The organism is Exiguobacterium sp. SH5S13, assembly GCF_004337085.1.
Lineage (GTDB): Bacteria > Bacillota > Bacilli > Exiguobacteriales > Exiguobacteriaceae > Exiguobacterium > Exiguobacterium aurantiacum_A.
The window spans coordinates 57,563-82,910 of the sequence record NZ_SJUS01000008.1 but is presented as its reverse complement, the minus strand read 5'-3'; the positions used below and the strand labels follow the sequence as shown (position 1 = coordinate 82,910).

27 protein-coding genes and 1 riboswitch are annotated in these 25,348 nt (G+C 53.0%); of the genes, 22 read left to right on the top strand and 5 right to left on the bottom strand.

Annotation, left to right across the window (positions count from 1 at the left end):
- The first annotated feature begins 4 nt into the window (after positions 1-4).
- The 11 genes from glmS to EVJ30_RS06445 all read left to right on the top strand — a co-directional run bounded on the left by glmS (position 5) and on the right by EVJ30_RS06445 (position 12,399).
- A complete protein-coding gene (glmS, locus tag EVJ30_RS06495; protein WP_131468450.1) occupies positions 5-1,801 on the top strand; it encodes a glutamine--fructose-6-phosphate transaminase (isomerizing) in 1,797 nt (598 codons plus the stop codon).
- Positions 1,802-2,019: 218 nt separating this feature from the next.
- Positions 2,020-3,201, top strand: a complete 1,182-nt coding sequence (locus EVJ30_RS06490; protein ID WP_131468448.1) for an MFS transporter — start codon at positions 2,020-2,022, stop codon at positions 3,199-3,201.
- Positions 3,202-3,332: 131 nt separating this feature from the next.
- Complete coding sequence (locus tag EVJ30_RS06485; protein ID WP_131457623.1) at positions 3,333-3,911, top strand: YdhK family protein; 579 nt, start codon at positions 3,333-3,335, stop codon at positions 3,909-3,911.
- A gap of 106 nt (positions 3,912-4,017) precedes the next feature.
- Positions 4,018-4,704 (top strand): DUF975 family protein, encoded by a 687-nt coding sequence (locus EVJ30_RS06480; RefSeq protein WP_131457622.1) that lies wholly within the window; start codon positions 4,018-4,020, stop codon positions 4,702-4,704.
- Positions 4,705-4,770: 66 nt separating this feature from the next.
- Positions 4,771-5,712 carry an NAD(P)/FAD-dependent oxidoreductase gene (locus tag EVJ30_RS06475; protein ID WP_236634142.1) on the top strand — a complete coding sequence of 314 codons (942 nt, stop codon included), beginning with the start codon at positions 4,771-4,773 and terminating at the stop codon, positions 5,710-5,712.
- A 76-nt stretch (positions 5,713-5,788) separates the two neighbouring features.
- The gene (locus tag EVJ30_RS06470) at positions 5,789-6,292 is read left to right on the top strand and encodes a GNAT family N-acetyltransferase (protein ID WP_161568786.1); all 504 of its coding nucleotides are present in this window, start codon (positions 5,789-5,791) and stop codon (positions 6,290-6,292) included.
- Positions 6,293-6,377: 85 nt separating this feature from the next.
- On the top strand, positions 6,378-6,821 hold the full coding sequence (locus tag EVJ30_RS06465; RefSeq protein ID WP_070329310.1) for a MarR family winged helix-turn-helix transcriptional regulator: 444 nt from the start codon (positions 6,378-6,380) through the stop codon (positions 6,819-6,821).
- A gap of 3 nt (positions 6,822-6,824) precedes the next feature.
- Positions 6,825-9,476: an MMPL family transporter gene (locus EVJ30_RS06460; RefSeq protein ID WP_131457619.1), complete on the top strand. Its 2,652-nt coding sequence runs from the start codon at positions 6,825-6,827 to the stop codon at positions 9,474-9,476.
- Between the two features lie 201 nt (positions 9,477-9,677).
- On the top strand, positions 9,678-11,114 hold the full coding sequence (locus EVJ30_RS06455; RefSeq protein ID WP_161568820.1) for a methyl-accepting chemotaxis protein: 1,437 nt from the start codon (positions 9,678-9,680) through the stop codon (positions 11,112-11,114).
- A gap of 101 nt (positions 11,115-11,215) precedes the next feature.
- Positions 11,216-11,500: a putative quinol monooxygenase gene (locus EVJ30_RS06450; protein ID WP_131457617.1), complete on the top strand. Its 285-nt coding sequence runs from the start codon at positions 11,216-11,218 to the stop codon at positions 11,498-11,500.
- 14 nt (positions 11,501-11,514) lie between these two features.
- On the top strand, positions 11,515-12,399 hold the full coding sequence (locus EVJ30_RS06445) for a VOC family protein (protein ID WP_131457616.1): 885 nt from the start codon (positions 11,515-11,517) through the stop codon (positions 12,397-12,399).
- Between the two features lie 41 nt (positions 12,400-12,440).
- Here EVJ30_RS06445 and EVJ30_RS06440 read toward each other — a convergent pair whose 3' ends face one another.
- Positions 12,441-14,243 (bottom strand): LTA synthase family protein, encoded by a 1,803-nt coding sequence (locus EVJ30_RS06440; protein ID WP_131468445.1) that lies wholly within the window; start codon positions 14,241-14,243, stop codon positions 12,441-12,443.
- A gap of 112 nt (positions 14,244-14,355) precedes the next feature.
- Positions 14,356-14,754 carry a VOC family protein gene (locus EVJ30_RS06435; RefSeq protein WP_071398570.1) on the bottom strand — a complete coding sequence of 133 codons (399 nt, stop codon included), beginning with the start codon at positions 14,752-14,754 and terminating at the stop codon, positions 14,356-14,358.
- A 93-nt stretch (positions 14,755-14,847) separates the two neighbouring features.
- Here EVJ30_RS06435 and EVJ30_RS06430 point away from each other — a divergent pair, with 93 nt between their 5' ends.
- The gene (locus EVJ30_RS06430) at positions 14,848-15,351 is read left to right on the top strand and encodes a YcxB family protein (protein WP_131439552.1); all 504 of its coding nucleotides are present in this window, start codon (positions 14,848-14,850) and stop codon (positions 15,349-15,351) included.
- Positions 15,333-15,812, top strand: a complete 480-nt coding sequence (locus tag EVJ30_RS06425) for a GNAT family N-acetyltransferase (RefSeq protein WP_084812999.1) — start codon at positions 15,333-15,335, stop codon at positions 15,810-15,812. The genes EVJ30_RS06430 and EVJ30_RS06425 overlap by 19 nt, the downstream gene beginning before the upstream one ends.
- A gap of 34 nt (positions 15,813-15,846) precedes the next feature.
- On the opposite strand, the gene thiW is transcribed toward EVJ30_RS06425, so the two are convergent.
- Both thiW and EVJ30_RS06415 read right to left on the bottom strand, forming a co-directional pair.
- Complete coding sequence (gene thiW, locus EVJ30_RS06420) at positions 15,847-16,335, bottom strand: energy coupling factor transporter S component ThiW (RefSeq protein ID WP_131457612.1); 489 nt, start codon at positions 16,333-16,335, stop codon at positions 15,847-15,849.
- 63 nt (positions 16,336-16,398) lie between these two features.
- Positions 16,399-16,497: riboswitch (TPP riboswitch) on the bottom strand.
- 24 nt (positions 16,498-16,521) lie between these two features.
- Positions 16,522-16,842, bottom strand: coding sequence for a hypothetical protein (locus EVJ30_RS06415; protein ID WP_131468444.1), 321 nt, complete (start codon positions 16,840-16,842; stop codon positions 16,522-16,524).
- A 44-nt stretch (positions 16,843-16,886) separates the two neighbouring features.
- Between EVJ30_RS06415 and EVJ30_RS06410 the strand changes: the two genes are divergently transcribed.
- Complete coding sequence (locus EVJ30_RS06410; RefSeq protein ID WP_131468442.1) at positions 16,887-17,855, top strand: aminoglycoside phosphotransferase family protein; 969 nt, start codon at positions 16,887-16,889, stop codon at positions 17,853-17,855.
- Here the strand turns inward: EVJ30_RS06410 and EVJ30_RS06405 are convergent, their stop codons facing one another.
- Positions 17,856-18,602 carry a hypothetical protein gene (locus tag EVJ30_RS06405; protein ID WP_131468440.1) on the bottom strand — a complete coding sequence of 249 codons (747 nt, stop codon included), beginning with the start codon at positions 18,600-18,602 and terminating at the stop codon, positions 17,856-17,858.
- 209 nt (positions 18,603-18,811) lie between these two features.
- Here EVJ30_RS06405 and EVJ30_RS06400 point away from each other — a divergent pair, with 209 nt between their 5' ends.
- The 8 genes from EVJ30_RS06400 (at position 18,812) to EVJ30_RS06365 (ending at position 25,334) form a co-directional block, all read left to right on the top strand.
- Positions 18,812-19,351, top strand: coding sequence for a ribonuclease FAU-1 family protein (locus EVJ30_RS06400; protein WP_131457610.1), 540 nt, complete (start codon positions 18,812-18,814; stop codon positions 19,349-19,351).
- 49 nt (positions 19,352-19,400) lie between these two features.
- A complete protein-coding gene (locus tag EVJ30_RS06395) occupies positions 19,401-20,528 on the top strand; it encodes a tetratricopeptide repeat protein (RefSeq protein ID WP_131468438.1) in 1,128 nt (375 codons plus the stop codon).
- 145 nt (positions 20,529-20,673) lie between these two features.
- A complete protein-coding gene (locus EVJ30_RS06390; protein ID WP_131468436.1) occupies positions 20,674-21,108 on the top strand; it encodes a MarR family winged helix-turn-helix transcriptional regulator in 435 nt (144 codons plus the stop codon).
- Between the two features lie 36 nt (positions 21,109-21,144).
- A complete protein-coding gene (locus EVJ30_RS06385; RefSeq protein WP_131457608.1) occupies positions 21,145-22,140 on the top strand; it encodes a ring-cleaving dioxygenase in 996 nt (331 codons plus the stop codon).
- Positions 22,137-22,766 carry an NADPH-dependent FMN reductase gene (locus EVJ30_RS06380; RefSeq protein WP_070329294.1) on the top strand — a complete coding sequence of 210 codons (630 nt, stop codon included), beginning with the start codon at positions 22,137-22,139 and terminating at the stop codon, positions 22,764-22,766. The genes EVJ30_RS06385 and EVJ30_RS06380 overlap by 4 nt, the downstream gene beginning before the upstream one ends.
- A gap of 86 nt (positions 22,767-22,852) precedes the next feature.
- Entirely contained in the window at positions 22,853-23,329 is a 477-nt protein-coding gene (locus tag EVJ30_RS06375) for a hypothetical protein (protein WP_131468434.1), read from the top strand.
- Positions 23,330-23,387: 58 nt separating this feature from the next.
- Positions 23,388-24,455, top strand: a complete 1,068-nt coding sequence (locus EVJ30_RS06370; protein ID WP_070329293.1) for a saccharopine dehydrogenase family protein — start codon at positions 23,388-23,390, stop codon at positions 24,453-24,455.
- Between the two features lie 81 nt (positions 24,456-24,536).
- On the top strand, positions 24,537-25,334 hold the full coding sequence (locus EVJ30_RS06365) for a GNAT family N-acetyltransferase (RefSeq protein ID WP_131468430.1): 798 nt from the start codon (positions 24,537-24,539) through the stop codon (positions 25,332-25,334).
- Positions 25,335-25,348 lie beyond the last annotated feature (14 nt).

The window sequence follows — 25,348 nt, the reverse complement described above, 5'->3', positions numbered from 1 at the left end:
TTGTATGTGTGGAATTGTAGGAATGATTGGGAATATCGGAGCGAAGGAAATCCTTCTCAAAGGTCTGGAAAAACTCGAGTATCGTGGCTATGACTCGGCAGGTCTTGCGTTGATGCATGATTCTGTCAACGTTCATAAGGAAGTCGGTCGCATCAAGGCGCTACGCGAAGTCGTCCCAGCAGAAGTAGACGGATTGATCGGAATCGGCCACACACGTTGGGCAACACACGGGGTACCGAGCGTACCGAACGCCCACCCGCACCAGAGCACGACGGGCCGCTTCACGCTCGTCCACAACGGTGTCATCGAGAACGACGAGCAGATCAAGGCGACGCTCGACGCACCGTTCCTCTCAGAGACGGACACGGAAGTCATCGTTCAATTGATGGAGAAGAACTTCGTCGCACTTGGTGACGTCGAATTGGCCTTCCGCAAGACGTTGTCTGAGCTCCACGGCTCGTACGCGATCGCGATGATCGACTCAGAGGACAAAGAGCGCCTCTATATCGGTAAGAACAAGTCGCCGCTCCTCGTCGGACTTGGTGATGGTACGTTCAACGTCGTCGCGTCGGACGCGATGGCGATGCTCCAAGTGACGGACCGTTACCTCGAGCTCCACGACGGCGAGATCGTCATCTTGACACGTGAGTCGGCGACGATCAAGACACTCGACGGCGACGTGCTCGAGCGCGCGCCGTACACGGCCGAGATCGATGCGTCAGACATCGAGAAAGGCACGTACGCGCACTACATGTTGAAGGAGATGGACGAGCAACCGGCCGTCATCCGTAACATCATCCAACACTACCAGAACGACAATGGCGACATCGAGCTCACGGAAGGCGTTCGTTCGCTCGTCTCAGAAGCAGACCGCATCTACATCGTCGCTTGTGGAACGAGTTACCACGCTGGTCTCGTCGGCAAGCAATTGATCGAGCGCGTCGCTGGTGTGCCGACTGAAGTGCACGTCGCGTCAGAGTTCGGTTACAACATGCCGCTCCTCACGGAGAAACCATTGTTCCTCTTCATCTCACAATCAGGTGAGACGGCCGACAGCCGTGCCGTCCTCGTCGAAGTGAAGAAGCGCGGCTACAAAGCGCTCACACTCACGAACGTTGCCGGTTCAACGCTGTCGCGTGAAGCGAACGAGACGATGCTCCTCCATGCTGGCCCTGAGATTGCGGTCGCATCGACGAAAGCGTACACGGCGCAAATCGCCGTGCTGGCGATCCTCGCTTACGACATCGCTCGTGCGAACGGGAAGAAGCTTCCGTTCGACCTTATGACGGAACTCGCTCGCATCGCGACGATCATGGACTCGGTCATGGCTCAAAAAGAAATCTTTGAGCAGTTGGCTGACAAGTTCTTGAAAGAATCACGTAACGCGTTCTTCCTCGGTCGTGGGATGGATTCATACGTTGGTCTCGAAGGCGCGCTCAAGCTGAAAGAGATCTCGTATATCCAAGCGGAAGGCTACCCAGGCGGTGAGCTCAAGCACGGACCGATCGCGTTGATCGAAGACGGCACACCGGTCATCACGCTCGTCTCGCAACCGAACACGCACCTCAACATTCGTGGAAACATCAAGGAAGTTGTCGCTCGTGGCGCAGTTGCCTGCACGATCTCGATGGAAGGCATGGAACACGAGAGTGATTCATTCGTCTTGCCGCGTGTCGAGCCGTTGCTCACACCACTCGTGACGGTACTCCCGCTTCAACTCATCTCATATTACGCTGCACTCGCGCGTGACTGTGATGTCGACAAGCCACGTAACTTGGCGAAGTCAGTAACTGTAGAATAAAGAGTAGGCCAAGATCTTTCGAGATCTTGGCTTTTTTTTGTGATTTACGTTGCGTCAACCGGCTTGATATACTGAGTTTATAAACGACTAAGGAGAGAACGCCATGCGAATCCAAACATTTAAAACATTCATCCTGCCGGAGGAAGTGCGTTCATAAGTTGGCCCACCTCCTCCGATGATTTACCGTATTGGAACAATCATATCGGAGGACTACCCAATTGAAGATTCAACAACTGTATTACATGGTCACGAGTTCGCGCTCACTTGTCATCCAGATGGTATTCACGCTGAACGCCATCTATTACGTGACGACCGCCGAGCTGAACGCGCTGCAGCTCGTCTTGATCGGCACGATTTTAGAAGTATCGATTTTCCTGTTCGAACTGCCGACGGGACTCGTCGCGGATTTGTACGGCCGCAAACGGTCGATTGTCATCGGCACCGGTTTGATCGGACTAGCCCACTTGTTAGAAGGCGGCATCCCAGAATTTTGGGCCATCGCGGTCGCCTCTTCACTGTGGGGAATCGGCTGGACGTTCATCAGCGGGGCTGAGCAGGCGTGGATTGCCGATGAAATGGGGAACCAGGAGTTAGAACAGGTGTTTTTACGAGGCGCTCAGTACAGTTCACTCGGTCGCTTTATCGGGATTGGGATAGCGGTGCTATTCGCAGAAATGACGTCCGTGCAAACGACGATTGTCGTCGCTGGAGGTTTGTTAATAGGACTCGCGCTCCTCATCTGGAAAGTAATCCCGGAAACGAAGTTTGAGCCGATCACCCGAGCTGGCACCTCAAATCTGCTTCAGGCGAAGCAGACGGTAGCAGAAGGCTACGCCCATATCCGCGGCAATACGATCCTCGTTGGGTTGGCCGCCATCACGCTCGTCTGGGGACTCGCGAGCGAAGGGTTCGACCGGTTGTGGGGCGCTCATTTGATCGATACGTTTCGGTTGTCAGAACAAGCGGCCATCTATTGGTTCGGCCTGTTTTATGCCGTTGCGTTTTTACTGAACATGCTCGTCCTCAAAGGTGTCGAGACGTACATCAAAGGACGCTACGCGACGACATTGTTTTGGTTCAACGTTTTGCTCATCCTCACGATGCTTGCGTTCGCATGGGTCGGACAATTCTTTGTGGCCGTCTTGTTGTATTGGACGATTGCCGCGCTTCGGAACGTGCATTATCCGCTCATGAGCGTCATGACGAACGAGCGGCTCCCATCCAAGGGTCGGGCGACGATTTTGTCGATGTTCGGTCAAGTCGATGCGTTCGGCCAAGTCGCCGGCGGTCCACTCATCGGCCTCGTCGCCCTATATACGTCGATTCAAGGGGGGCTCGGGGCGTCAGCACTGTTGCTACTACCGATGCTCTGTTTTTTAAGAAGGATTAAGCACCATTAATTCGAAGACCGTGCCTCGATTCGTTCGAGGACGGTTTTTTCAGTTAGATAACGAATCCGCTACAAATGTCTTGTCCGAGCGCAATCAGGGTACAGTAAATATGAGACGGCACAAATGAGGGGAGCGATTCGATGAAACAAAAGAAATGGGCGACGACACTTGGTGCCATGTTGCTCGCGACGTCACTCGCCGCCTGCGGTGATACGACAGAAGAAGACCAAGCTATTGACGTGACAGAAGAACAAATCGCAGAGCAAGAAGAAGAGCATGGCGCGATGGACCATTCGGGATCGGGTGAGGTGCCTGCCGAGTTAGAAGAAGCGGCAGACCCGACGTATCCGATTGACTCGATGGCCGTGTTGACTGCGGACCATATGCTTGAGATGGAAGGCGCGGAAGCGAAGATCGTCGGTGCTTATGAGACTACAGCTTACGCGGTCACGTATACACCGACAGATGGCGGGGAACCGGTCGAGAATCATAAATGGGTGATTCATGAAGAACTCGATACATCCGAATCAGCTCCGCTTGCTGATGGGACCGAGGTGACGCTTCAGTCCGACCATATGGAAGGCATGGACGGCGCGACCGCGACGATCGACTCCAGTGAACAAACGACCGTGTATATGGTCAACTTCATGTTGCAAGACGGAGAAGAAGTGACGAATCATAAATGGGTGACTGAAAATGAATTAGAACCGAAAGAGTGACGAGAAGACTAAAAACAGGGCGATGCCCTGTTTTTCTATGGAGTTTGAAACATTTCATGTCGCGTTGCGTATAAGACAGGAAACACGAATGAAAAGAGGAAATAATATGGTTCACACATGGAATGAGCGAGCGCATACTGCGTTAAAAGGGAAGACGGGGATGTTGCTCATCTGGTCGTTCGCGTGCTCGGTTCTATTAGAGATAGGATTGATGGTAGACCCGACCTATTACGGCTTGGCGATAGAATCTGTTGCGCTGACCGTCCTTAGCCTTGGTGGTATCTTATTTTACATAGTCCTCTACCCAGTTATCGTCGGATACAACTGGCTCATATTAGAGACGGTACGAGGCCAGACAGTTCGATTGAGTGACGTCTTCGCTCCGTTTCGTCACCGCTACGGGAAGCATCTGCTTGCGACGCTTCTCATCATGTTGTTCCAAGTCTTATGGACACTATTATTGGTCGTACCTGGCATCGTGAAGTACTTCTCGTATGCGTTCACGTATTTCATCTTGCGCGACGAGCCGGACCTGTCCATTACAGAGGCAATTACGAAATCAAGGGATTTGATGCGCGGGCAAAAATGGGATGCGTTCAAACTGATTTTGCCGTTTATCCCGATGTATTTAGTCGGTTGGATTTTTTACATACGGCTCGATTTGGTCGTTCTCGGCTCATGGATTTTCCTTGTCGCGACGTCACTCATCCGCCCGTTCATCATCAGTCGATTCGCGATCATGTATGAAGACGCACGTCGGGCGTATGACGAGCAATGGAACCGCTCGGCGTGAAGCGCATCGAGTCTGATTTGACACGCTGACTCGTGATACAATCTTCCTGAAAGAGGGGGAATGCACATGAATATTGGAATCATTGGGGCAGGACTTAGTGGGATTGTCGCAGCACGGGAACTCGTCCGGCAAGGACATACGGTTGAACTGATTGAGAAGAGCCAGAGCGTCGGTGGACGCTTGGCGACCCGACGGATCGGGGCCGGGAAAGCCGATCACGGGGCCGTCTATTTCACCGTACGCGGGGAAGCGCTTAAACAGGCGGTCGCCGATTGGGTCGAGCGGGACTGGGTAAGCGTCTGGTACGCCGACCCGTATCCGCGGTACGTCGCCCGTGACGGCATGAACGCGCTCGCCAAACAGTTGGCAGACGGCTTGACCGTCCAATTGAACGAACAAGTCGAGACGGTCAGTATGGAGAACGGGACGGTCGTCGTCACGACAGACGTGGCGACGCGCCACTATGACCGTCTCCTCATCACGTCACCGCTCCCACAGACGTTCGAGCTGCTCGCTGACTTATCGAGTCAGGTGGCTGAGTCGTTGCGTGAGCTGACTTACGCCCCGACGTTCGTCGGGTTGTTCGAGTTCGCGGGCGACACCCAAATCGGTGCGGACGGGATTATCGACACGGACTTGGCACCTGGTCTGTTGAAAATCATCAACAACCGGCAAAAAGGCATCTCGGCGACAGAACTCGTCAGCGTCTACATGGATGAGGCGTGGAGTGAAGCTTGGTATGAGCGTCCTGCTGAAGACACGCTTCAAGAAATCGAGCGGTTGCTAACAACCGTGACCGGAGACGTAGCGATTCAGTCGAGACAGTTGAAGCGGTGGCGCTACGCCCAGGCGACAGACGTTTGGCACGAGCCGTACTATAAATTGAACGACGCCCCGATTTACTTGGCGGGTGACGTCTTCCTCGAGCCGGACGATGCTTCAGGGCGGACCCGGTTCGAAAGTGCGTACGTCTCGGGTCTCCGCGTTGCGGCAGCGATGCGGTCCTAAACCTTCTGCGGAAGGTTTTTTGATCACGACGCCGAATAGTCAGGCATACGATTTTGAGAAAGGAGGCGTTGATTACGTGAATCGGGTGAGTCTGAAACCGTTGCGCATACAGGACGAAACCGCATTGTACACGTTTGAATGTGAGAACCGTCCCTATTTCGAGCGTTACGTCCCGAGCCGTGGAGACGCGTACTATGAACCTGAAGCATTTCGTCAGGCGTTAGAACGTTTGTTGGCCGAACAAGTGAACGGGGATGGATATTATTATTTGATTTGTCATGGTGAGGCCATCGTGGGGCGTCTCAACATCCATCATGTCAATTTCGAGACCGGGGAAATCGGCTATCGAATCGGTGGGGACTATGTAGGTCGTGGATATGCCACCGCAGCTCTTCAGCAATTACTTACGCTTAACCTTCCTCGATTCACACGATTGATTGCCAAGACGACGACAGATAACAAGGCGTCCCAACACGTCTTGATGCGTTCTGGCTTTTCTCGTGAAGATGAAATACATCAGATTGAATGGGAAGGACGATTCTTATCTTTTTACACATACGTTTACGAAATGGACCGATGAAGCGCCTACTTCGTCGGTCTTTTTATTTGACGGCATCTAGTTTAGGGCATAAACTATCTCTAACTAGTTTAGGGGGTAAACCAAAATGAAAGAATTGATGCGGGAGGCCGTCCAACTATTTGAAGAAGTCATGTTCCACGGAGCGGAACATGTCATTGAGGCGATGGAAGGCGACGTCTGGCGCGAGTATTCGCGTGAACAGCTCCAACTATTAAAACTGCTCGAACAGTTCGGCCCGATTCAAGCGGGTCAGTTGGCGATGAAACAAGGTGTGCATAAGAGCGCCGTTTCAAACCGCTTAAAAAAACTCGTTGAGAAACAGCTCGTCGTCAGTCGACGCGGGCAAGACCAACGCGAACGGTTGATCGAACTGACAGCGGCGGGACACCACGTCGTCGAACAGGCAGATACGGCCGTCTACCATTATGTCGAGTCACTACTCGACGGGAAAATAGATGAGGCAGAGATCGAACAGTTCGTCCGGACGTTCCGGAAAATCAAAGAGCTGCTTCGAATTGGGGAGGAATAACACGTGCGCAAAATTATTCAATGGCGCTTCGGCATCTTGATCGGTCTCGTCGTGTTGACGGCGGCCTTGTTCGTCGCGGCACCAAACTTGACCGAACAGGCAGAACAGGCGGGAAGTTTCCAACTGTCTGAAGACATGGACTCGCAACGCGCGCAAGACATCTTGAACGCTGCGGGCAAGAGCGATAAGACGATTTCGCTCGTCTATGAATTTGAAGCGCTCGGAGATGCCGAACGGGCCGATATTGCCCGGGTAATCGACGAGCTGGAACAAAATGATACGGTCGTCAAAGATGTGCTCGACCCGTTCGAGAACGCCGAGACGGAGGCACAACTCGTCTCGGAAGATGAACGTATCGTCCTCGTCCCGATCACGGTCGAAGGGTCGATGGAGGACATCAACGCTTTCGCGGACGATGTCCGCGAGAACATCCTCCCGACAGACGAGACCGTCTACATCACAGGTGAAGAAATCATCAACAACGATGTGAACTTGAGTGCGCAGGAAGGGTTGAAGAAGACCGAGATCATCACGGTCGTGTTGATTTTCGGACTGCTCTTGCTCGTGTTCCGTTCAATCGTAACCCCGTTCATTCCGTTGATCGCGGTCGGGTTCACCTATCTCCTCAGCCAATCGTTCGTCGCGTTCTTCGTCGACTGGTTCGGTTTCCCGGTCTCGAACTACACACAAATTTTCCTCGTGGCGATTTTGTTCGGGATTGGGACCGACTACTGCATCCTGCTTCTTAGCCGGTATAAAGAAGAACTCAGCGCCGGGCACGCGATCGAGGACGCCATCGTCAACACGTATAAGACGGCTGGGCGGACGGTGCTCATTAGTGGTCTCGCCGTATTCGTCGGCTTCGCCGCGATCGGATTTGCCGATTTTCCGATCTTCAAGTCGGCCGTCGCGGTCGCGGTCGGGATTGCCGTCTTGTTGCTCATCTTGTTCACGGTTGTGCCGTTCTTTATGGCGACGCTCAAGAATCGCTTGTTCTGGCCGTCGAAAAAAGCAGGCGAGCATCACGACAGCAAGCTGTGGGCTGGATTCAGCCGCATCTCGGTCAATCGTCCGTTCGTCTCGATCCTTGTCGTCGCACTGATCACCGTGCCGGTGTTATTCACGTACGACGATGCCCGGTCGTTCAATACGGTCGATGAGATCGGTGACGATTATGACTCGGTGCGCGGTCTCAATTTGATCTCGGAAGGGTTCGGACAAGGCGAATCGCTCCCGGTTCAAATTATCTTGAAGCAAGAGTCGGAACTGACCGAGTCGGATATTCCGTACATCGAGAAGTTCGCGAGCGAATTAGAAAAAGTCGATGGTGTGAGCGGTGTCCGTTCGATCACACGTCCGACCGGTGACGTCATCGATGATTTTTATGTCGATACGCAACTCGAACAAGTGAGTTCAGGGCTTGCCGAGGCAGAGAGCGGTCTCGGTGACGTGCAAGACGGGCTCGCTCAAGTCGAGACCGGTCTAGACGCGGTCGTCAGTCAACTGCCGGCTGGTACGACAAACGCCGGGGCGCCGCTCGCGGAAGCGGCAGCCGGACTCGGCCAACTGAACGCCCAACTCGGTTTGATCGGACAAGGTCTCACGGCGACGCAAAACATCCCGGCGACTGTGGCGCAACTGCAACAAGTGTCTGGTGGTCTCAGTCAGATCGAGGCGGGTATCAATGAAGCAGCGTCTGCGTTGACGGCGCAAGGTGCGCAAGTCGGTGAGCTCGGATCGGGTCTCGGCCAACTCGCGACTGGTGTCGGTGAAGCGAACGCTGGGCTCGCGCAAATCGAAACCGGTCTGGGCGACGCGGTGGCGTTCCTCTCGGCACTCAGTGAAGCGGACAGCCTGCGTGATACGGGCGTCTATTTACCGGAAGGAACGCTCACGTCAGACGAGTTCGCCCCGGCCGTCGAGCGTTACGTGTTCGACGAGGGGACGGCGACACAACTCGAGGTCATCCTTGATATGGACCCGTACTCGCCGGAAGCAATCGATACGGTCGAAACGTTGAAACAGACGATGGAACGTGTCGTGACGGACACCCCATTTGACGACGCGACCATCGGTTACGCCGGGATTTCAAGCATTAACAGCGATTTAAACGAGACATCGACGAACGACTTCAATCGGACCGTCGCCATCATGCTCGTGACGCTGTTCGTCGTTTTGACGGTACTATTCCGTTCGATGATCATGCCGCTCTATATGATCGGGTCACTGTTGCTCACGTACTACACGTCAGCGGCGATCACGGAGCTCATCTTCGTTGAAGGGCTCGGTTATGACGGCATCAGCTGGGCCGTACCGTTCTTCGGGTTCGTCATGTTGATCGCGCTCGGCATCGACTACTCGATCTTCCTACTCGATCGGTTCCGTGAAGAATCGATTAACGGGATGACGGTGCGTAACGCGCTCGTCCACGCCATGACGAAGATGGGGACGGTCATCATGACGGCAGCCGTCATCCTCGCCGGGACGTTCGGGGCGATGATTCCGTCTGGTGTACTCAGCCTCGTCCAGATCGCGACGATCGTCATCACCGGTCTGTTATTGTACGGGTTGATCGTGCTGCCACTCCTCATCCCGGCAATCACCGTATCGTTCGGAGATGGTGTTTGGTGGCCGTTCAAACGAAAGAATAAATGACTAAACAAGACGTCATTCAATTAAACTGTCCCTCAATTGTTAAGTACAAATGACAATTTGAGGGACAGTTTTTATTTGTTTAGTCAATGTGGGCAGAATAGCGAAAAACAAACTTCATATTTGAAAAAATGCACCGAAATATAGTGTAGATCTTTATTCTACTGAAAGAAGGCAACAATCATGGTGAATCATTTTGAAAAAATGAGCTCGTTGTTAGTATCGCGTATGTTGATCGTTTTATTTTTCCTCTCTTATCCGATTATGGGTGTTTTATACTGGATCGGGGAGCTCGCTGGACAAGACGCAGTCAGTTTTATTGTGGTAGGGAGTGTCATTCAGATTGGGTCATGGCTCGGCCATCGCTTCTATGTAGAGCATGCTTGGTTGAAGTATGGGCTCGTCACATTGATGTACATTGCGGCTTCAGCGATTATCTTGACGCTACCAGGTGCGGCGATTCAAAATGTCGTCTTTCTTTACATCGTGTTGACGTTGATGTACTTGAATCGTCATCTTGTTCTATATGGTAGCATGCTCGCGCTAATCGTCTCGGTCTCAGCTGTCTTGATTGGGCGCTTTTCATTTGCAACGCCGCTCGACCTCGTCATTTGGTTCACGGTGCTCACAATGGCTTTGTCTGGCGCGTACTTTGTGTCCTTCTTTGGCGCAAAGTTGTTGCATGAGACGTTCGCACAGCAAGAGAAAGCAGAACAACATGCAGGAAAAATCGAGCTGACAATGGCGAAAACGACAGCGAGTGCGACTACGCTTCACGGAGCTGTCTTCACGATGAATGATTCAGTCGATTCAGTCACAAATGCTTCGGAACAAGTGACGGAACAAATCGGTTCGATGACGAAACGAACATCTGAACAGGCAGGTCTTATCCAAACTGTCGCTTCACAAATCCATTCAACTGTACAGGCGTTTGAACGAATGCAGCAGCAGCTCCAGGAGACAACGTCTCAAGTGAGTGGCGTCTTGCAGGACGCTCACGTCTCGCATGAAAACATGGACTCGACAGAACGTTCGCTTGCTGAACTGAACTTAAGTATCGGTGAAGTCAATCATGCGTTTAAAGGGTTGGCGGAGCGCTTCCAAGAAGTACGGACGATCACGGGGACGATTCAGCAGATTTCATCTCAGACGAACCTCCTGTCGCTCAACGCCTCAATTGAAGCGGCGCGAGCGGGTGAGCACGGGAAAGGGTTTGCCGTCGTCGCGTCCGAGATTCGAAATTTGTCGGCTCAAACCGCCCAAGCCTCATCTCAAATCAATGATATTATCCAACTCGTCATGCAAGAGGTACAAGTGACGGAACGGGCGATCGATGGCAGCACAGAACGTTTGTCGACGCAGGAAGAACAAGTCCGTAAGAGTGGGACGTCGATTCTTTCTATGATTCAGACGACAGGGACGGTCGCGAGCACGGTGGATGAGACATCGACCCAGCTCCAAGTCGTCGCTTCAGAACTGAACAAAGTCCATCAAGTGACGGGCCAAATGTCGGCACTGATGACAGCTCTCGAAGAGAACAGTCAAGACGTGCATGTGTTGACGACGTCGCAGCAACAGGCGTTGGCTTCATTGAAAGATCAAATTGCAGAATTGAACGAGATTGCGAACGAACTCGTCTAAACGATGGACACGCCTTGAAAATAGGCGTGTCCATTTGCGTATACATCTCTTCTAAAACGGGAAAAGTTTTGCGTCAGTCCTAACATGAGGAGGAACGATCAATGGAAATTACAATCACAGCTATCTTAAAGGCTCACCCGGGCAAAGAGAGTGAGTTGCGTCAAGCACTCGATCAGGTCATCCCGCCGTCGCGGCAGGAAGAAGGGTGTCTCGCCTACGTGTTACACGAGTCGATCGATGCGCCGGGTACGTTCGTGTTCTACGAGAAGTATCGGGACGAGACGGCGCTCGACCATCATATCAACTCAAGCCACTATCAAGCGTATCGGCAAGCTGCCGAGACGTTACTCGCTGTCCGTGACGTGTACCGTTTGCGAGAGGTCTGAAAGGAGACAGTCCGATGATCACACAACCGATTATTCCGTGTATTTGGTTCGAACAAGACGTCGAAGCGATTGCCGATTGGTACGTCTCGATATTTCCTGATTCATTCGTCGATTATACGACGAAACTTATCGACACCCCGCCTGGCGAGACGACGGTCGTCACCGTCTCACTCTTTGGTCAGTTCTTTCAATTGCTCGGTGCGGGTAACTTGAAGGAGCGGAATCCGTCCTTCTCCTATATGATTTCGCTCCCGACGTCAGAAGAAGTCGATACGCTGTGGGACAAGTTATCGGACGGTGCTGACGTGCTCACGCCGCTCGACACGTACGACTTTAGTGAACGTTACGGCTGGTTGAAAGACAAGCACGGTGTCTCTTGGCAAATCATGCACAACGGCGGCATGGACATCCAGACGGTGACGCCGTGTCTGTTGTTCGTCGGGGAGGCGTTCGGCCGGGCCGAGGCGGCGATGGACGATTGGGTCACAGTGTTCCCGGACTCGTACGTGCTCGACGATCAGATGATCCGTTACGATAAAGACGATGGCCCAGAATTAGAAGGGAAGTTGAACTACGCCCGTTTCGTCTTATCTGGACGTGAGTTCATCGTCATGGACAGTGCCGAGCATCACCAGTTCGCTTTCAACGAGATGCAGTCGTTGATCGCGTTTTGTGAGACACAAGAACAAATCGATGCGTATTGGGATGAACTATCGTCCGTACCTGAAGCCGAACAATGCGGTTGGCTACAGGACCGCTACGGCGTCTCCTGGCAAATCGTTCCGTGGGAAATGGAAGAGATGCTGACGACCGGCACGCCGGAACAGTTGGCGCGGGTAACGGCAGCGTTCTTGCCGATGAAGAAGATCGAGCTGACCGAGTTGCGGAAAGTATATTGAAACGAACCATGCCGACCTTAGCGAATCAGGGCGGCATGGTGTTATTCGCGTTTTGTTTTGGAGAGTGCGTCTTTCTCGATGATCGTATCGGACAGACGCAGTTGTTCAGCTGCTTCGTCGATGAAAGGCTCACATTGACTGAGCGGTAGCTCGTCTCCTGTCTCGACCGCGTAACACGTCCCGTTTCCGACGGGATCGGTCAAGTTTGGAACATAGTAGAGCGTGTCGTACCGGAACGACCCGTTACGGAACACGGTCAAGTTCGGCTCGTCGTCGAGCAGCGGGCTACCGAGCATGTAAGCGGGTTCCATCCCGAGCAACTCCAAGATGGTCGGGGCGATGTCCGTTTGACCGCCGCTCGCTTCGATCGTTCGACCTTCGTTCAAGTTGGCTGGCTTGATGTAGAGCGGAACAGAACGGTCGAGCTGAAACAGTTCGACGGCCGAATCGGCGTTTTCTGTCTCGGCCATCTCGTCACCTGCTGAGGTCAGGCCGCTGTCATGATCGCCATAAAAGACGACTAACGAATTATTCCACGTCCCGTTCGCCTTCAATTGATCAACCATCAACCCGACGGCCGCGTCGACGTAATGGACGGTATGGTAATAGTTTTGAAGCAGCGGATCGTCATATCCGGTCAAGTCCAAACGCTTCTCTTCTTCCGGAATGTCGTACGGCGTATGGCTCGTCAAAGCGACCATGAACGCATAAAACGGTTCCGCTAACGTGTCCATCGCTTCGACGGAAGTGGTCAAGAAGTCTTTGTCGTTAAGTGCCATGCCGATCACGTCCTGAGCGGGATAATCGTCTTTGCTGAAAAAATGATTGAAGCCGATATTGTCATAGACGTTGTCGCGGTTCCAAAACGTTTTGTCGAACGCATGCATCGCGGCCGTATCATAGCCGGCTTGGCGCAAACGTTCAGGTAAGGCGTCAAACGTATGGTCACCGTACTGAGTGTACACCGAACCGGATTTGACCGGGTAGAGCGAGGTGTTGACCGTGAATTCCGCATCCGACGTCCGGCCTTCGTGCGTCTGATGATAGAAGTTCGGGAAGTACAGCATCTCGTCACGAAGCGCGTTCAAGTTCGGCGTCAGTTCCTGTCCGTTGATCGTCTGTCCGATCACCGACGTCTGGAACGACTCGAGCTGCAGCATGATGACGTTCGTATCAGCCGTTGTCTCGACGTCGGTTGGAGCCGAGGTACCGAGCCGCGTCTCTTCTTGTGCGGTTAAGCCGTCTCCGAAGCCGAGTTGGTCGCCGATGCCACGGAACAAGTCGAGGCCGTGATACCCCCAAAAGCCGTACTCGTAATATTCACGCATGTTCGAAATCGGTGCTTGCTCATCACCATTCGGCTGACTGACGGTTAACGGAACGACGAAGGCGGTCAAGCCGACGACAAAACCGGAAGCGGCGATCCGGCGATTTTTTCCTGTGCCTTGCGCAGGTCTTTTTCTCATATAGACGAGGACAGCGGTATAAAGCACCAGGTCCACGAACAATAGAAAATCGGTCGGTTGAATCAACGTCAGGAAGCCGCCGCCGACGTCGCCCATCTGACCAACGTCTGACAAAAGCGCGACCGACAACAGATTGCCGAAATAGCGATAATACCAGACGTCGGAGATGAGGAGTGTACTGTGTAGAAACAGCGAGGCGAATAAAATCCAGCGCCGTGTTTTCGTCTTCACGAGTAGAGCCCAGCTCGTCATCATGAGGATCATCCCGACGTTGACGAGTAAAAAATGAACGTTGAACGCACTCGCGGTCAAGACGCTGAATAAAAATAGTTTGGCAAGTGATAGTGACAGATAACTCCAATAATCAAGATATTTCATAAATAGCCTCCAAACGGTACGTACACGTTGTATTCTTTTTCATGTACCTGTTCGCAAGTGGCGGGAAACATGGGGGTGTGCGATACGGACGAAAAAAAGCGAGGCGAGCGCCTCACTTGATCAAAAACGTGTCCCGAAGCTCGATGATCGTGCCTTCCGGGGCTTTTAGTTTGCTCAAATGTCCGTCGACGACGAAGTAGATGTTGCCGCCATGTTTCGGCAAGAACGTGACACCGAGCGCCTCGAGCCGACGGACTTCCGCTTCAAGGTCATCGACGTACAGGGCGAAGTGAACGGGTCCGGCCGCATGTTTCGAATACGGCGATAACGTCTCGTCGGTCTTCGCCGTCTGGAGTTCAATATAGAAGTCGCCGAGCTTGAGCCAACTGTTGAACGCCCGGGTATGGAAGTTGGGTGACTCTTGGACGAGCTCAAAACCGAGCGTTTCATAAAATTGCTTCGACGCCGCGTAGTCGGGCGTTTGGATACAGAGATGGTGGATTTGTTTCATCGTGTCACTCCTTTGCTTTTATTTTAGCGAATAGGAGCCTGAAGCGGAACTTTTCTTGAACGAAGACGTATACGACACCGAGGAGGGATACATATGGAAATCCAATACGAATTGACGGAAGAAGACTACATTCACTTCAACTTAAGTCATATTAGACGTTCAAAGATAGGAAAGAGGATGCTATTCCTGCAGCGCATCATTGGGCCCGTCATCATTTTAGGTGGTGGCGCTTTGACGTTCGCGACATTGTTTCAAGATACGAGCTGGTGGCTATTTGGGGTGTATGGCGTCATCAGCCTCATCTGGTTCCTGTATTATCCGAAGTATTTTGAACGGCATATCCGAAAACAGACGAAGCGGATGATTCAAGAACGAAGCAATGAAGGCATGATCGGCCCGCATACGATGGATCTGGATGAAGACGGTCTTCGTGACAAAAATGCGTTCGGGGAGACGAAAGTCTCATGGAGCGGCATCAAGGAAGTCGTCGAGGAAGCCGATTATGTGTATTTGTATAACTCGTCGGTCAGCGCCTACATCTTGCCGAAACGCGGGCAGGACATGGAGGAGGTACAACGATGGCTACCGATGCGTTGACGATTCAACCGATTGATGAGACGAACTTGGATGCGGTCGTCGCCTTGACCGTCGCACCTGGTCAGGCCCGCTTTATCGAAACGAACGCGGAATCGCTCCGCGAGATGGACGTCGACGTCAAGTACGCGTGGACGTGCTACGCGCTCTGTCGAGACAATCAACCGGTCGGCTTCATGATGGTCGGGGCCGAGAACAAGGTGGAGCGTTACGTCTGGCTCGACCGCTTTATGATTGATATGGATGAGCAAGGGAAAGGCATCGGGTCAACATTTTTGCAACTTGCGATTGAGTGGATGCAAGAGCGATTTGATGTCGATGACATCATCCTCAGTCTCCATCCGACGAACGAACCAGCGAAACGGTTTTATGCGAAGGGCGGATTTGAGGACAGTGGCTTGATTGATGAAGCGAACGGGGAAGAGATTTGGGTGTATCACGTGAAGCAGGGACAGCCTTCCTAAGTCGGCCGTCCCTGTTTTGGTGGTTGTTGTTCAATTATCGCTTCACCGTGAGTGGACGCAACTGTTTGACCCGCGCCAAGACGATCCAGCCGAGGATGGCTCCGGTCACGCTCGAGGCGAGGAAGGCCGGGAAGAAGAACAGCGCCCCAAACTCAGAACCCATTAAGATTTTCGCGTACGGGACGGCGATGAGCGAGGCAATGACACCCGTCCCGATGACTTCACCGAGCGCAGCGAAAGCGACCCGGTTCGTCCGCACGTAAAATAGTCCAGCAAGCAAGGCGCCGATCATACCACCTGGGAAGGCGAGCAACGACCCGGTCCCGGTCATGACACGGACGAGTCCGGTCACGAACGCGACGAGGACGGCACCAATCGGACCGACGGTGACGGCGGCGATGACGTTCACCATATGTTGCACCGGATAGGCCCGGGCGACACCGGTCGGGATGGAGATGAACAGGGAGCCGATGATGGCGATGGCGATGAGCATCGCCATCCAAGTGAGTTGTTGAATACGCATGTAGTGTCTCCTTTCAAAATGAAAACGCCACTTCTCCAAGTGGAAAAGTGGCGTGGACAGACAGACGTATCCAAGCCACTTCCCTACGCTGGTATGAGCCAGATCAGGTTCGAAGGGTCCGGCAGTTGCCGTCTCAGCCCGAAGGCTCCCCTAGTGGTCGTTTATTGGTTTGAGTATAGCATAACGTTATTTTGTTGCCTCAATTTTTCGCGGTCGGAAGATGAAATAAATGATACCGCTATACAGGGCGTATAAAAACAGGGAAAACACGAGATTGATGACCCACGGGAGTGTACCCATAAATACGGTGACCGAGGCGTTACGGAACCAGCCGAGTGAAAGACATAGTCCGACAAAGCTGAGCACGATCGTCGTCCAAAAGCTGATATCTGGACGCCTCGACACGCGGCGAACGACTAGACCAATTATGAAGCTGAAGACAGCCGTCGCACCTAAATACATATAGAGTAGCGCATCGACCGGGTATGAATAATAGACAACGTCCATATTATTTCCTCCTAAACGAAGTGTGGTGAAAGGAAGTGAGGTCAGTGAGGGATGCGATCCCATGGCGTGACGAGTCTTACCGTGAACAGTTCGAGCACTGGCTCGATGGCCATGTGCCAGGCGTGACGTGGCGGGTTGTGAAAGATACCGACTTGACATACTTGATGTATGGAGAGTACGGAGCAGACCGTTACTACGCCAAGGCGGTGACAGCAATCAGTGGTGGCGAGGCTGAACTGTCGATGCATCTAGCCGAACGGCATCCGGGACTCGTCCCGGAGGTCATCGCCATTGCCGCGACACGCAACTGGCTACTTATGCGAGACATCGGCGGGGATGCACTTCGTGAATACCCCAAGCACAGTCGGTACGAAGCGGCTGTGCGTCAATATGCGAAACTACAGAGAAAAGAAGCGAATTACACGGATACGCTTTTGGCCTACGGTATCCCGGACCGGCGTCCGGCTCGTCTAAAAGAAGAGATACGGACGTATTTACCCGAGTTATGTACGGGGTTAGATCGAGATAAGGCAGAGGCGGTGCTGGCGCTCCAAGACAAACTCCTCACCATGTGCGACGAGCTCGCGACTGGGGTGCCGATGAGTCTCGAGCACGGCGACTTACATGGCGGCAACATCTTTTGGCGCAAACAGACGGATGACTTATGTATTCTCGATTGGGGCGATGCGACCGTCACCCATCCGTTCTTCAGCGTCCGTGTGTTTTGGAACGCGCTCTACGACTTGTTGCCAGAAGACGATGAAGTCGCATGGTATGAACAGATTCAGAAGATGCGTACCGTCTACTTGGCTGAGTGGGAAGGTGTGGCGCCTCGGGACGTGCTATGGCGCCATTTGTTGATCGCTGAAGAGCTCGGTTGCGTGTATCGGGCACTGTCGTGGCATGTATATGTTACCAACTATCGGTATGATCCGTCCGAGTCAGCCGATAAACCGGCCCAATGGCTCAACTTGTTCCTCGAGTATCGGGACTTGAAACGTCGCGGTACGTGATCACTCGTTCTTCTCGAGCAGGTTTTCATAATCCGTCTCGTTCCAAAACAGCTGGGCGATCGACTCCGGTGCTTTCAAAATCTCACCGTCTTGGTCGTAGACGATAGCGTAGCCGTTTTCGATCTCAAAGACGATCAAGTCGGCCGTCACTTCCTTGACGCCGTTCCCGGCAATGATGACGTTCTCGATTGGGTCGCGTGCGACTTGAACTCCCCATTCGTCGAGCTCGACGATGAGCGCTGACGTGTAGGCATGGCGGTCGTAAATCGATTGAAACTCGTCTTGCGTCAATGTGACGTCGGTCGGGGGGGCACTCGTCCCGTATTTGCGCTTCTCAATCTCCTCAACGAATTGCGTGAACGACTCTTCTTGCCAAAAGAGCGGTGCGACCGACTCGGGACCGTTGGCGATCTCACCGTCTTCATTCTCATAGATGGTCGCGTACGTGCCGTCGTCGAGCTTGAACGGATAAATATCGGCGTATGTATGATGGATCCCGTCCCCGGCGATGACGACGCGTTCGAACGTCTCACGGAACGGTGTTAGCCCTTGGGTTTCGAGCGCTGCTAACAAGTCTTGGGCAGTCTCGTGTTGGTCAAAGACGTCTTTGAAATCTTCTCGTGTCCATTCGATCGTCGCTTCTTCATCTTGTTCGTTCATATCAGGAGAGACGATTGGTTTCTCGGCTTGATCGGTACAGCCTGTCAGCAAGAACGCGCTTAAGCCAAGTAGTCCTAACCGTTTCATAAAACAACCCCCTAGTAAGTTACATTATTTCCCTATTTTACATTAGCGTAGCATGTATGAAATGGGATGAGAACCTGGATACTTTCTCATCTAGGGCAAATGGAATCGCTACCTCGTCTGGTTCAATCAATACAACCTGTACGATTGAACAGGGGAATGTCGACTTTTGGCGAACACATTTAGGAAACTGATTTAAAGGAGAGAGAGAGATGCCAAAACGAAAATTTGCCAATCGTCGTGATTGGGAACGCATATTAAAAAATCGATACGCACAAATGGAGGTGCGGGACGATCGCTTCTCGGGCACCGTCGCCCTCTTTCAAATTGACGCCGTCCGAGCCCCACAATATAAGATGCATAACGGCGAGGAGTTCATCGTCGCCGACGCAGGTTACGCGTGGCTCCAGTACTTCTCAGAACATGAACCGTTCGGGGTGACCGTCATGTTCGACGACCGGGGCAACATCGTCCAATGGTACATCGATATCGTTGAAGGGATCGGGTATGAGGATGGGATTCCGTACATGGATGACCTCCTGCTCGACATCCTCATCTTCCCGAACGGTGACGTCGTCCGTAAAGACGAGGATGAGTTCGAAGCGGCAGCCAAGTCAGGTGAGCTCACGCCGGAGATGGTCGACCGTGGCTGGCGTGATTTCAAGGCGACGCTCGATCGGATCGAACGCCGCGACTTCGTCTATTTTGATTTAGCGAACGAGCATTACGAGCAGTTGAAGCAAAAGCTTTGAGTCTTCCCGTACTGCTTTTGGTACAGTGAAAGAACAGGGGGGAAGATAGATGAAACAAATTGATCTCGAGAAGTGGCCGCGTAAAAAGCATTATGAGTTTTTCAAGGCGTTTGACGCCCCGCATTTCAACGTGACGGCGAACGTCGACGTGACGAAGCTACATACGTTCGCGAAGACGCGCGGACAGTCATTTTTCAAGCTGTTCTTATACGGCGTGGTGAAGACGGCGAACGCCATCCCGGAACTTAGGTACCGGATGCGCGGTGACGTGGTCGTCGAGCATGATGTCGTCCATCCATCGTTCACCGTCATGATGGATGATGACGTCTTCAATTTCTGTACGGCGACGTATAAAGACGCGTTTCCCGACTTCATGGAGGAAGTGGCCGTGCGGATGAGCGGGGCGAAACGAGAAGTCGTCGTCGGAGATGACGAGCCGGACAGCCTGCTCTATATTACGAGCGTACCTTGGCTCACGTTCACGAGCATCAGTCACCCGACGAATGACCAACAGCACGATAGCGTTCCGCGGATCGCCTGGGGCAAATTCACGAAGGTTGGCGACCGGATGATGATGCCGCTCTCGGTTCAAGCGCACCACGCGCTCGTCGACGGCGTCCATGTCGGGAAATATTATGAGAAACTGCAGGCGTGGCTCGATGATTTGAGCGACCTTCACGTCAAACAGCCTGAAGAGGTCGGACTCGACGAGGCGATCCGCCTGCGCGAGAACGGAGAGCTCGAGCGGGCGAAGCAGCTGTTGCTCATGCTGTTGCGTCAAGATGAGAAGAATCCACGACTCCACGCGCAATGTGCCTGGTGTTATGACTCGCTCGGCGAAGAGCGTCAAGCCGTCCCGCACTATGAGCGGGCCATCCGACTCGGTCTGAGCGGTCACGAGCTCAGTGAGACGTATATCGGGCTCGGCAGCACGTACCGTGCGCTCGGTCGTTACGAGGATGCCGAGGAGCTGTTTGCTAAAGCGATCGAACAGTTCCCTGACATCGCTGCCTTGAAAGTGTTCCAAGCGATGACGCGTTACAACCTCGGACAGCATCAGGAAGCGACCGGTGCGTTGCTCGAGCTGCTCGCTAGTCCGCAGCCGGATGACAGCATTCAGCGTTATCGTCGCGCCATCGCGTTTTATGCGCGCAACCTCGACGAGACGTACGATTGATCCGGAAGACAAGGCCTGTGGAAGCGGCCTTGTCTTTTTTGGAGACGAATTGATTGACCGATCCAAATTGCCGTGTTATATTTATCTCGAATTAAAGATAATTAAATTTAAAGTATTGTTTTCTCTCAACAAAGGAGGGGAAAAGATGAAACAATCAGACGCCTTAAAAGCGATTACCGTCTTATTTCGGGCCTCGCAGTCGATCCAGGACATGGTCAAACAAGAAGTCGCCGTATATGGACTGAACGCGACCGAATTCTCGGTACTCGAACTGCTCTATCATAAAGGCGACCAACCGATTCAAATCATCGGTAAAAAAGTCTTGCTCTCGAGCGGCAGCATGACGTATCTCGTCGATCGGCTCGAGGCAAAAGGCTACTTGGTCCGGAAATCTTGTCCGAGCGACCGCCGCGTGACGTATGCCGCATTGACTGAAGCGGGAACCGACTTGATGGATCAAATTTTTCCGATACACGCGAAACGGATGCACGAGTTGTTCGACGGACTCGATTTAGATAACACAATCACTCAATTGAAGACGGTCGGCAAACGTGCCGAGGCGTCAAAAATTTTTAATTAATTATCTCGGAATCAAGATTTTGAAGGGGCGATTTAGATGAACCATGTAAAAGGGATTCACCATGTGACGGCGATCACGAGCAGCGCCGAAAAGAACTACGACTTCTTTACGAACGTCTTAGGGATGCGTCTCGTCAAGAAGACGGTCAACCAAGACGACATTCAGACGTATCACTTGTTCTTTGCGGACGATAAAGGAAGCGCCGGGACGGACATGACGTTCTTCGACTTCCCGGGCATCCCAAAAGGCGTGCACGGGACGAACGAGATTTCAAAGACATCGTTCCGTGTCCCGACGGATCAGGCACTCGACTACTGGGTCCGTCGTTTTGATCGGTTAAAGGTCAAGCATGAAGGGATCACCGAGCAGTTCGGCAAGAAGACGCTGTCGTTCGTCGACTTTGACGACCAGGCGTATCAGCTCATCTCGGACGAGTTCAATCAAGGTGTCGCTTCCGGTGAGCCGTGGCCAAACGGTCCGATTCCGCTCGAGTATGCGATCACTGGCCTCGGGCCAATCTTTATCCGTATTTCCGACTTCACGTACTTCAAACAAGTGATGGAGCAAGTCATGTTGTTCGAAGAGATCGGGCAAGAAGGTGACAACCATCTCTTTGAAGGAGGTGAGGGTGGAAACGGAGCGCAAGTCGTCGTCATCCATGACGAGACATCTCAGCAAGCACGCCAAGGGTTTGGAACGGTTCACCACGTCGCGTTCCGCGTCGACGACCGCAGCGTCCTCGATGAATGGACAGCGCGGCTGCAACAGTTCGGGTTACCGACGTCAGGTTACGTCGACCGCTTCTTCTTTGAATCATCATACGCACGCGTCGCACCGCAAATCTTGTTCGAATGGGCGACCGACGGACCAGGATTCATGGGTGACGAACCGTATGAGACGGTCGGTGAGAAATTGTCGCTCCCACCGTTCTTAGAGTCGAAGCGTGAGCAGATCGAAGCGATGGTCCGGCCGATTGATACGGTCAGAAGTACCAAAACGTTCGAGAAAGAATATGAGGGTATGCCATCATGAGTTTTTTCAATCGTTTGTTCGGTAAACAAGAAGAACCAACCAACTCACAAGGAGGAACTACTATGTTGAAAATTGGAATCGTACTCGGATCGACTCGTGAAGGACGCGTTAGCCCGCAAGTCGGAGAATGGGTAAAAAAACTTGCCGACAAGCGCGGTGACGCCAACTATGAAATCATCGATATCGCGGACTACAGCTTACCGCTTCTCGGCGAGGCAGGCGGCGACGCGACAGGTGCCGCGGCATGGTCGGAGAAGATTGCAGAGATGGACGGTTTCGTCTTCATCGTACAAGAGTACAACCACTCGATGACAGGCGCGCTCAAAAACGCCCTCGACTACTTACGCAACGAATGGCATAACAAGGCGGCAGGGATCGTCTCGTACGGTTCGGTCGGCGGTGCTCGGGCAACTGAGCATGTGCGCGGTGTCTTGAGCGAACTCTTGATCGCCCACGTCCGGGTCCACCCAGCGCTATCGCTCTTCACAGACTTCGAGAACGGCACGCACTTCGCACCGAAAGACGTACAAGTCCAATCGGTGAACGATATGCTCGACCAGCTCGTCCCGTGGACAGAAGCGATGCAGACGGTCCGTACGAAAGCGGCGGAAGCAACGAACAACTGAGTATTCGGCCAGCCCTTAAACAGGCTGGCTTTTTTGTGCGTTTCTCGGACGAGTAGTGTAAATTTTAAAAGAGTGGGGGGATAAAAATGTGGGAGCGGAAAATTGTTACGGCTTCAATGACGGCACTGATTTATGCGTTCTTATTGGCCGCTTTTGTTGTCCTATCGCTAGAATCGGATAGCGGAGGACTATGGGATAACGTGAACGGGTTGCTACTGTTGACGGCCGTTTATTTAGCGTATAGCTTCCCGGCTATCGTCACTTACGGCGTTTTGACGTCAATATTCAGTGACTGGTTGGCGCGCCGTGTACCGAAGCGGTTTGAGACAATCGTCTCGTTTGGATTACATATCGGATTCGGGCTCGTTTTACTTTGGCTCAGCCTAGGGGCGGCCGTTCTGTTCTGGACGATTGATCGCTGGTTGAAACATAAAGGCCGTCGATTTGAACGCAGACAGGCGTTGTCTAGTCTGGTCGTGCCTGCCGGTGTCTTATTAGCGGTCGTTGGGATTGTTTACTTTGTCGGCATGGTGCAAGATGTCGTGCGTCATCTGTACGGGTGAAAATCGGACGAATAGGGAACAGGGAAAGGAAGTTTATCGACATGGAGGAGGAATCGTGATGAAATGGATGATCTATGGCGCGAACGGCTATACGGGTGAACTGATTGCCCGGCAAGCAGTAAAAGAAGGGATGACGCCGGTGCTCGCAGGGCGGCGCGCGGACGCGATCGAGCGTCTTGGCGATGAGCTCGGATGCGAGACGCGTGTCTTTAGTCTGTCGCTCGACAAAGCGAAGCAGGAACTCGCTGACATCGACCTCGTCTTGCACTGTGCTGGACCGTTCGCCGATACGAGTCAGCCGATGGTCGAGGCGTGCCTTGCGTCACAGACTCATTACCTCGATATTACCGGGGAAATTGAAGTATTCGAATACATTCATTCGAAGAAACGGGCCAAGCTCGCGCAAGAAGCAGGCGTGTTGCTGTGCTCGGGTGTCGGCTTTGACGTCATCCCGACCGACTGTGTGGCCCGCAAGTTGAAGGAACTCATGCCGGACGCGACGAATCTCGCCCTCGGCTTCTCGGCCGCTGCCGGTATTTCGCGCGGAACGATGAAAACAGCAATCCGTGGGCTCGGCTCGAGCAGTGCCGAGCGGAAAGACGGAAAACTGTCGCCGTTCCCGCTTGGGGCCAAGCGTCGACAAATCGACTTTGGGCGCGGCAAGAAAACAGCGCTCGCGATTCCGTGGGGTGACGTCTCGACCGCGTATTATACGACGGGCATCCCGAACATCACGACATGGATCCCAGTTCCCCCAGTGGCCGGATATGCGTCTCGTCTCATGTCGTTCTTTAGTCCGATTCTTGGTAGTGACGCTGTCCAAGGACGTCTCTTACGCTATGTCGATGAACATATTAGCGGACCGGATGAGGCGGAGCGGGACGGGTCGTCGACGTATGTTTGGGGTGAAGCAACGAATGCAGACGGACACAAATATATCGTTCGCATTCAGACGGCGAGCACGTACGCCTTCACCGTCTATGGGGCGCTCGAGGTCGTGAAACGTCTCGTCGGCTCAAGCCGGGTCATTCCTGGAAGCTTCACACCAGCGATGTTGTTCGGCTCGCATTTTATCGAAGAAATCGAAGGGTCGTCCTCGTTCGTGATTGATGAAGTCCGCCTGTAAAGCGGTGCCTTGTAACGGAATCACAATCTGTTCGCAATCGAAGTGTGGTAAACTCAGGGAAGATTAGAGGGAGGGAACGAGATGAAACGCTTAGAACTAGCCAGGCGCATCGAACGCATCAAAGCGGAAGGGACGTCTGCCTACATCAGGCATCGAAAACAGACCCCTCCCTATGAAGGCTCGGAGTTAATCGTTGAAAATAAAGGTCATGTGTTCCGGATGGGGAATACGAGTTTTGCGGTCGGGTTCGGCTTGAACCGTCCGACGAGCTTTTACGATCTGCACCAAATGGAGAAGTGGGTCCGTGGTAAGAACGTGTCCCGCCTACATATTGAGGTGTGTCCACTCGCGGACATGTCGCTCATTCGCCTGCTGCAGGAACGAAACTATACGCTCGATCACTTTCTCGACGTCTGGTTGCTCGATGTGAACGCGTTTGAGTTGCCAGAGAGTGAAGCGACACGTGTCGAACGTGTGCACGCCGATAACGTGAACGAATGGGCTCGGGCGATCGCGACAGGATTCGCCGAGACGGGGACCGTCCTGCAAGAGACGATTGATACGGCGAAAGGGTTTTATGCGTTACCGGAAAACCAGGCGTTTCTCGTCCGTGAAGACGAGACAGCGGTCGCCGGTGGTATTCTCGCCGTTCAGGATGGGATGGGGGAACTGTTTTTGACGAGCACGATTCCCGATTATCGGGGAAAAGGGTATCAGACCCAACTCATTTTAGAGCGAGCCGCCGCGGCAAAAGCGATGGGTTGCGAGTACGTGACGGTGACGACGAAAGTCGATACCGCCTCGGGACGCAACATGGAACGCCTTGGTTTTACACCGTTTTATCAAAAAGCAGTTATGAAAAGTCCGATCCTCAAATAAACAGGTCGCCCCGC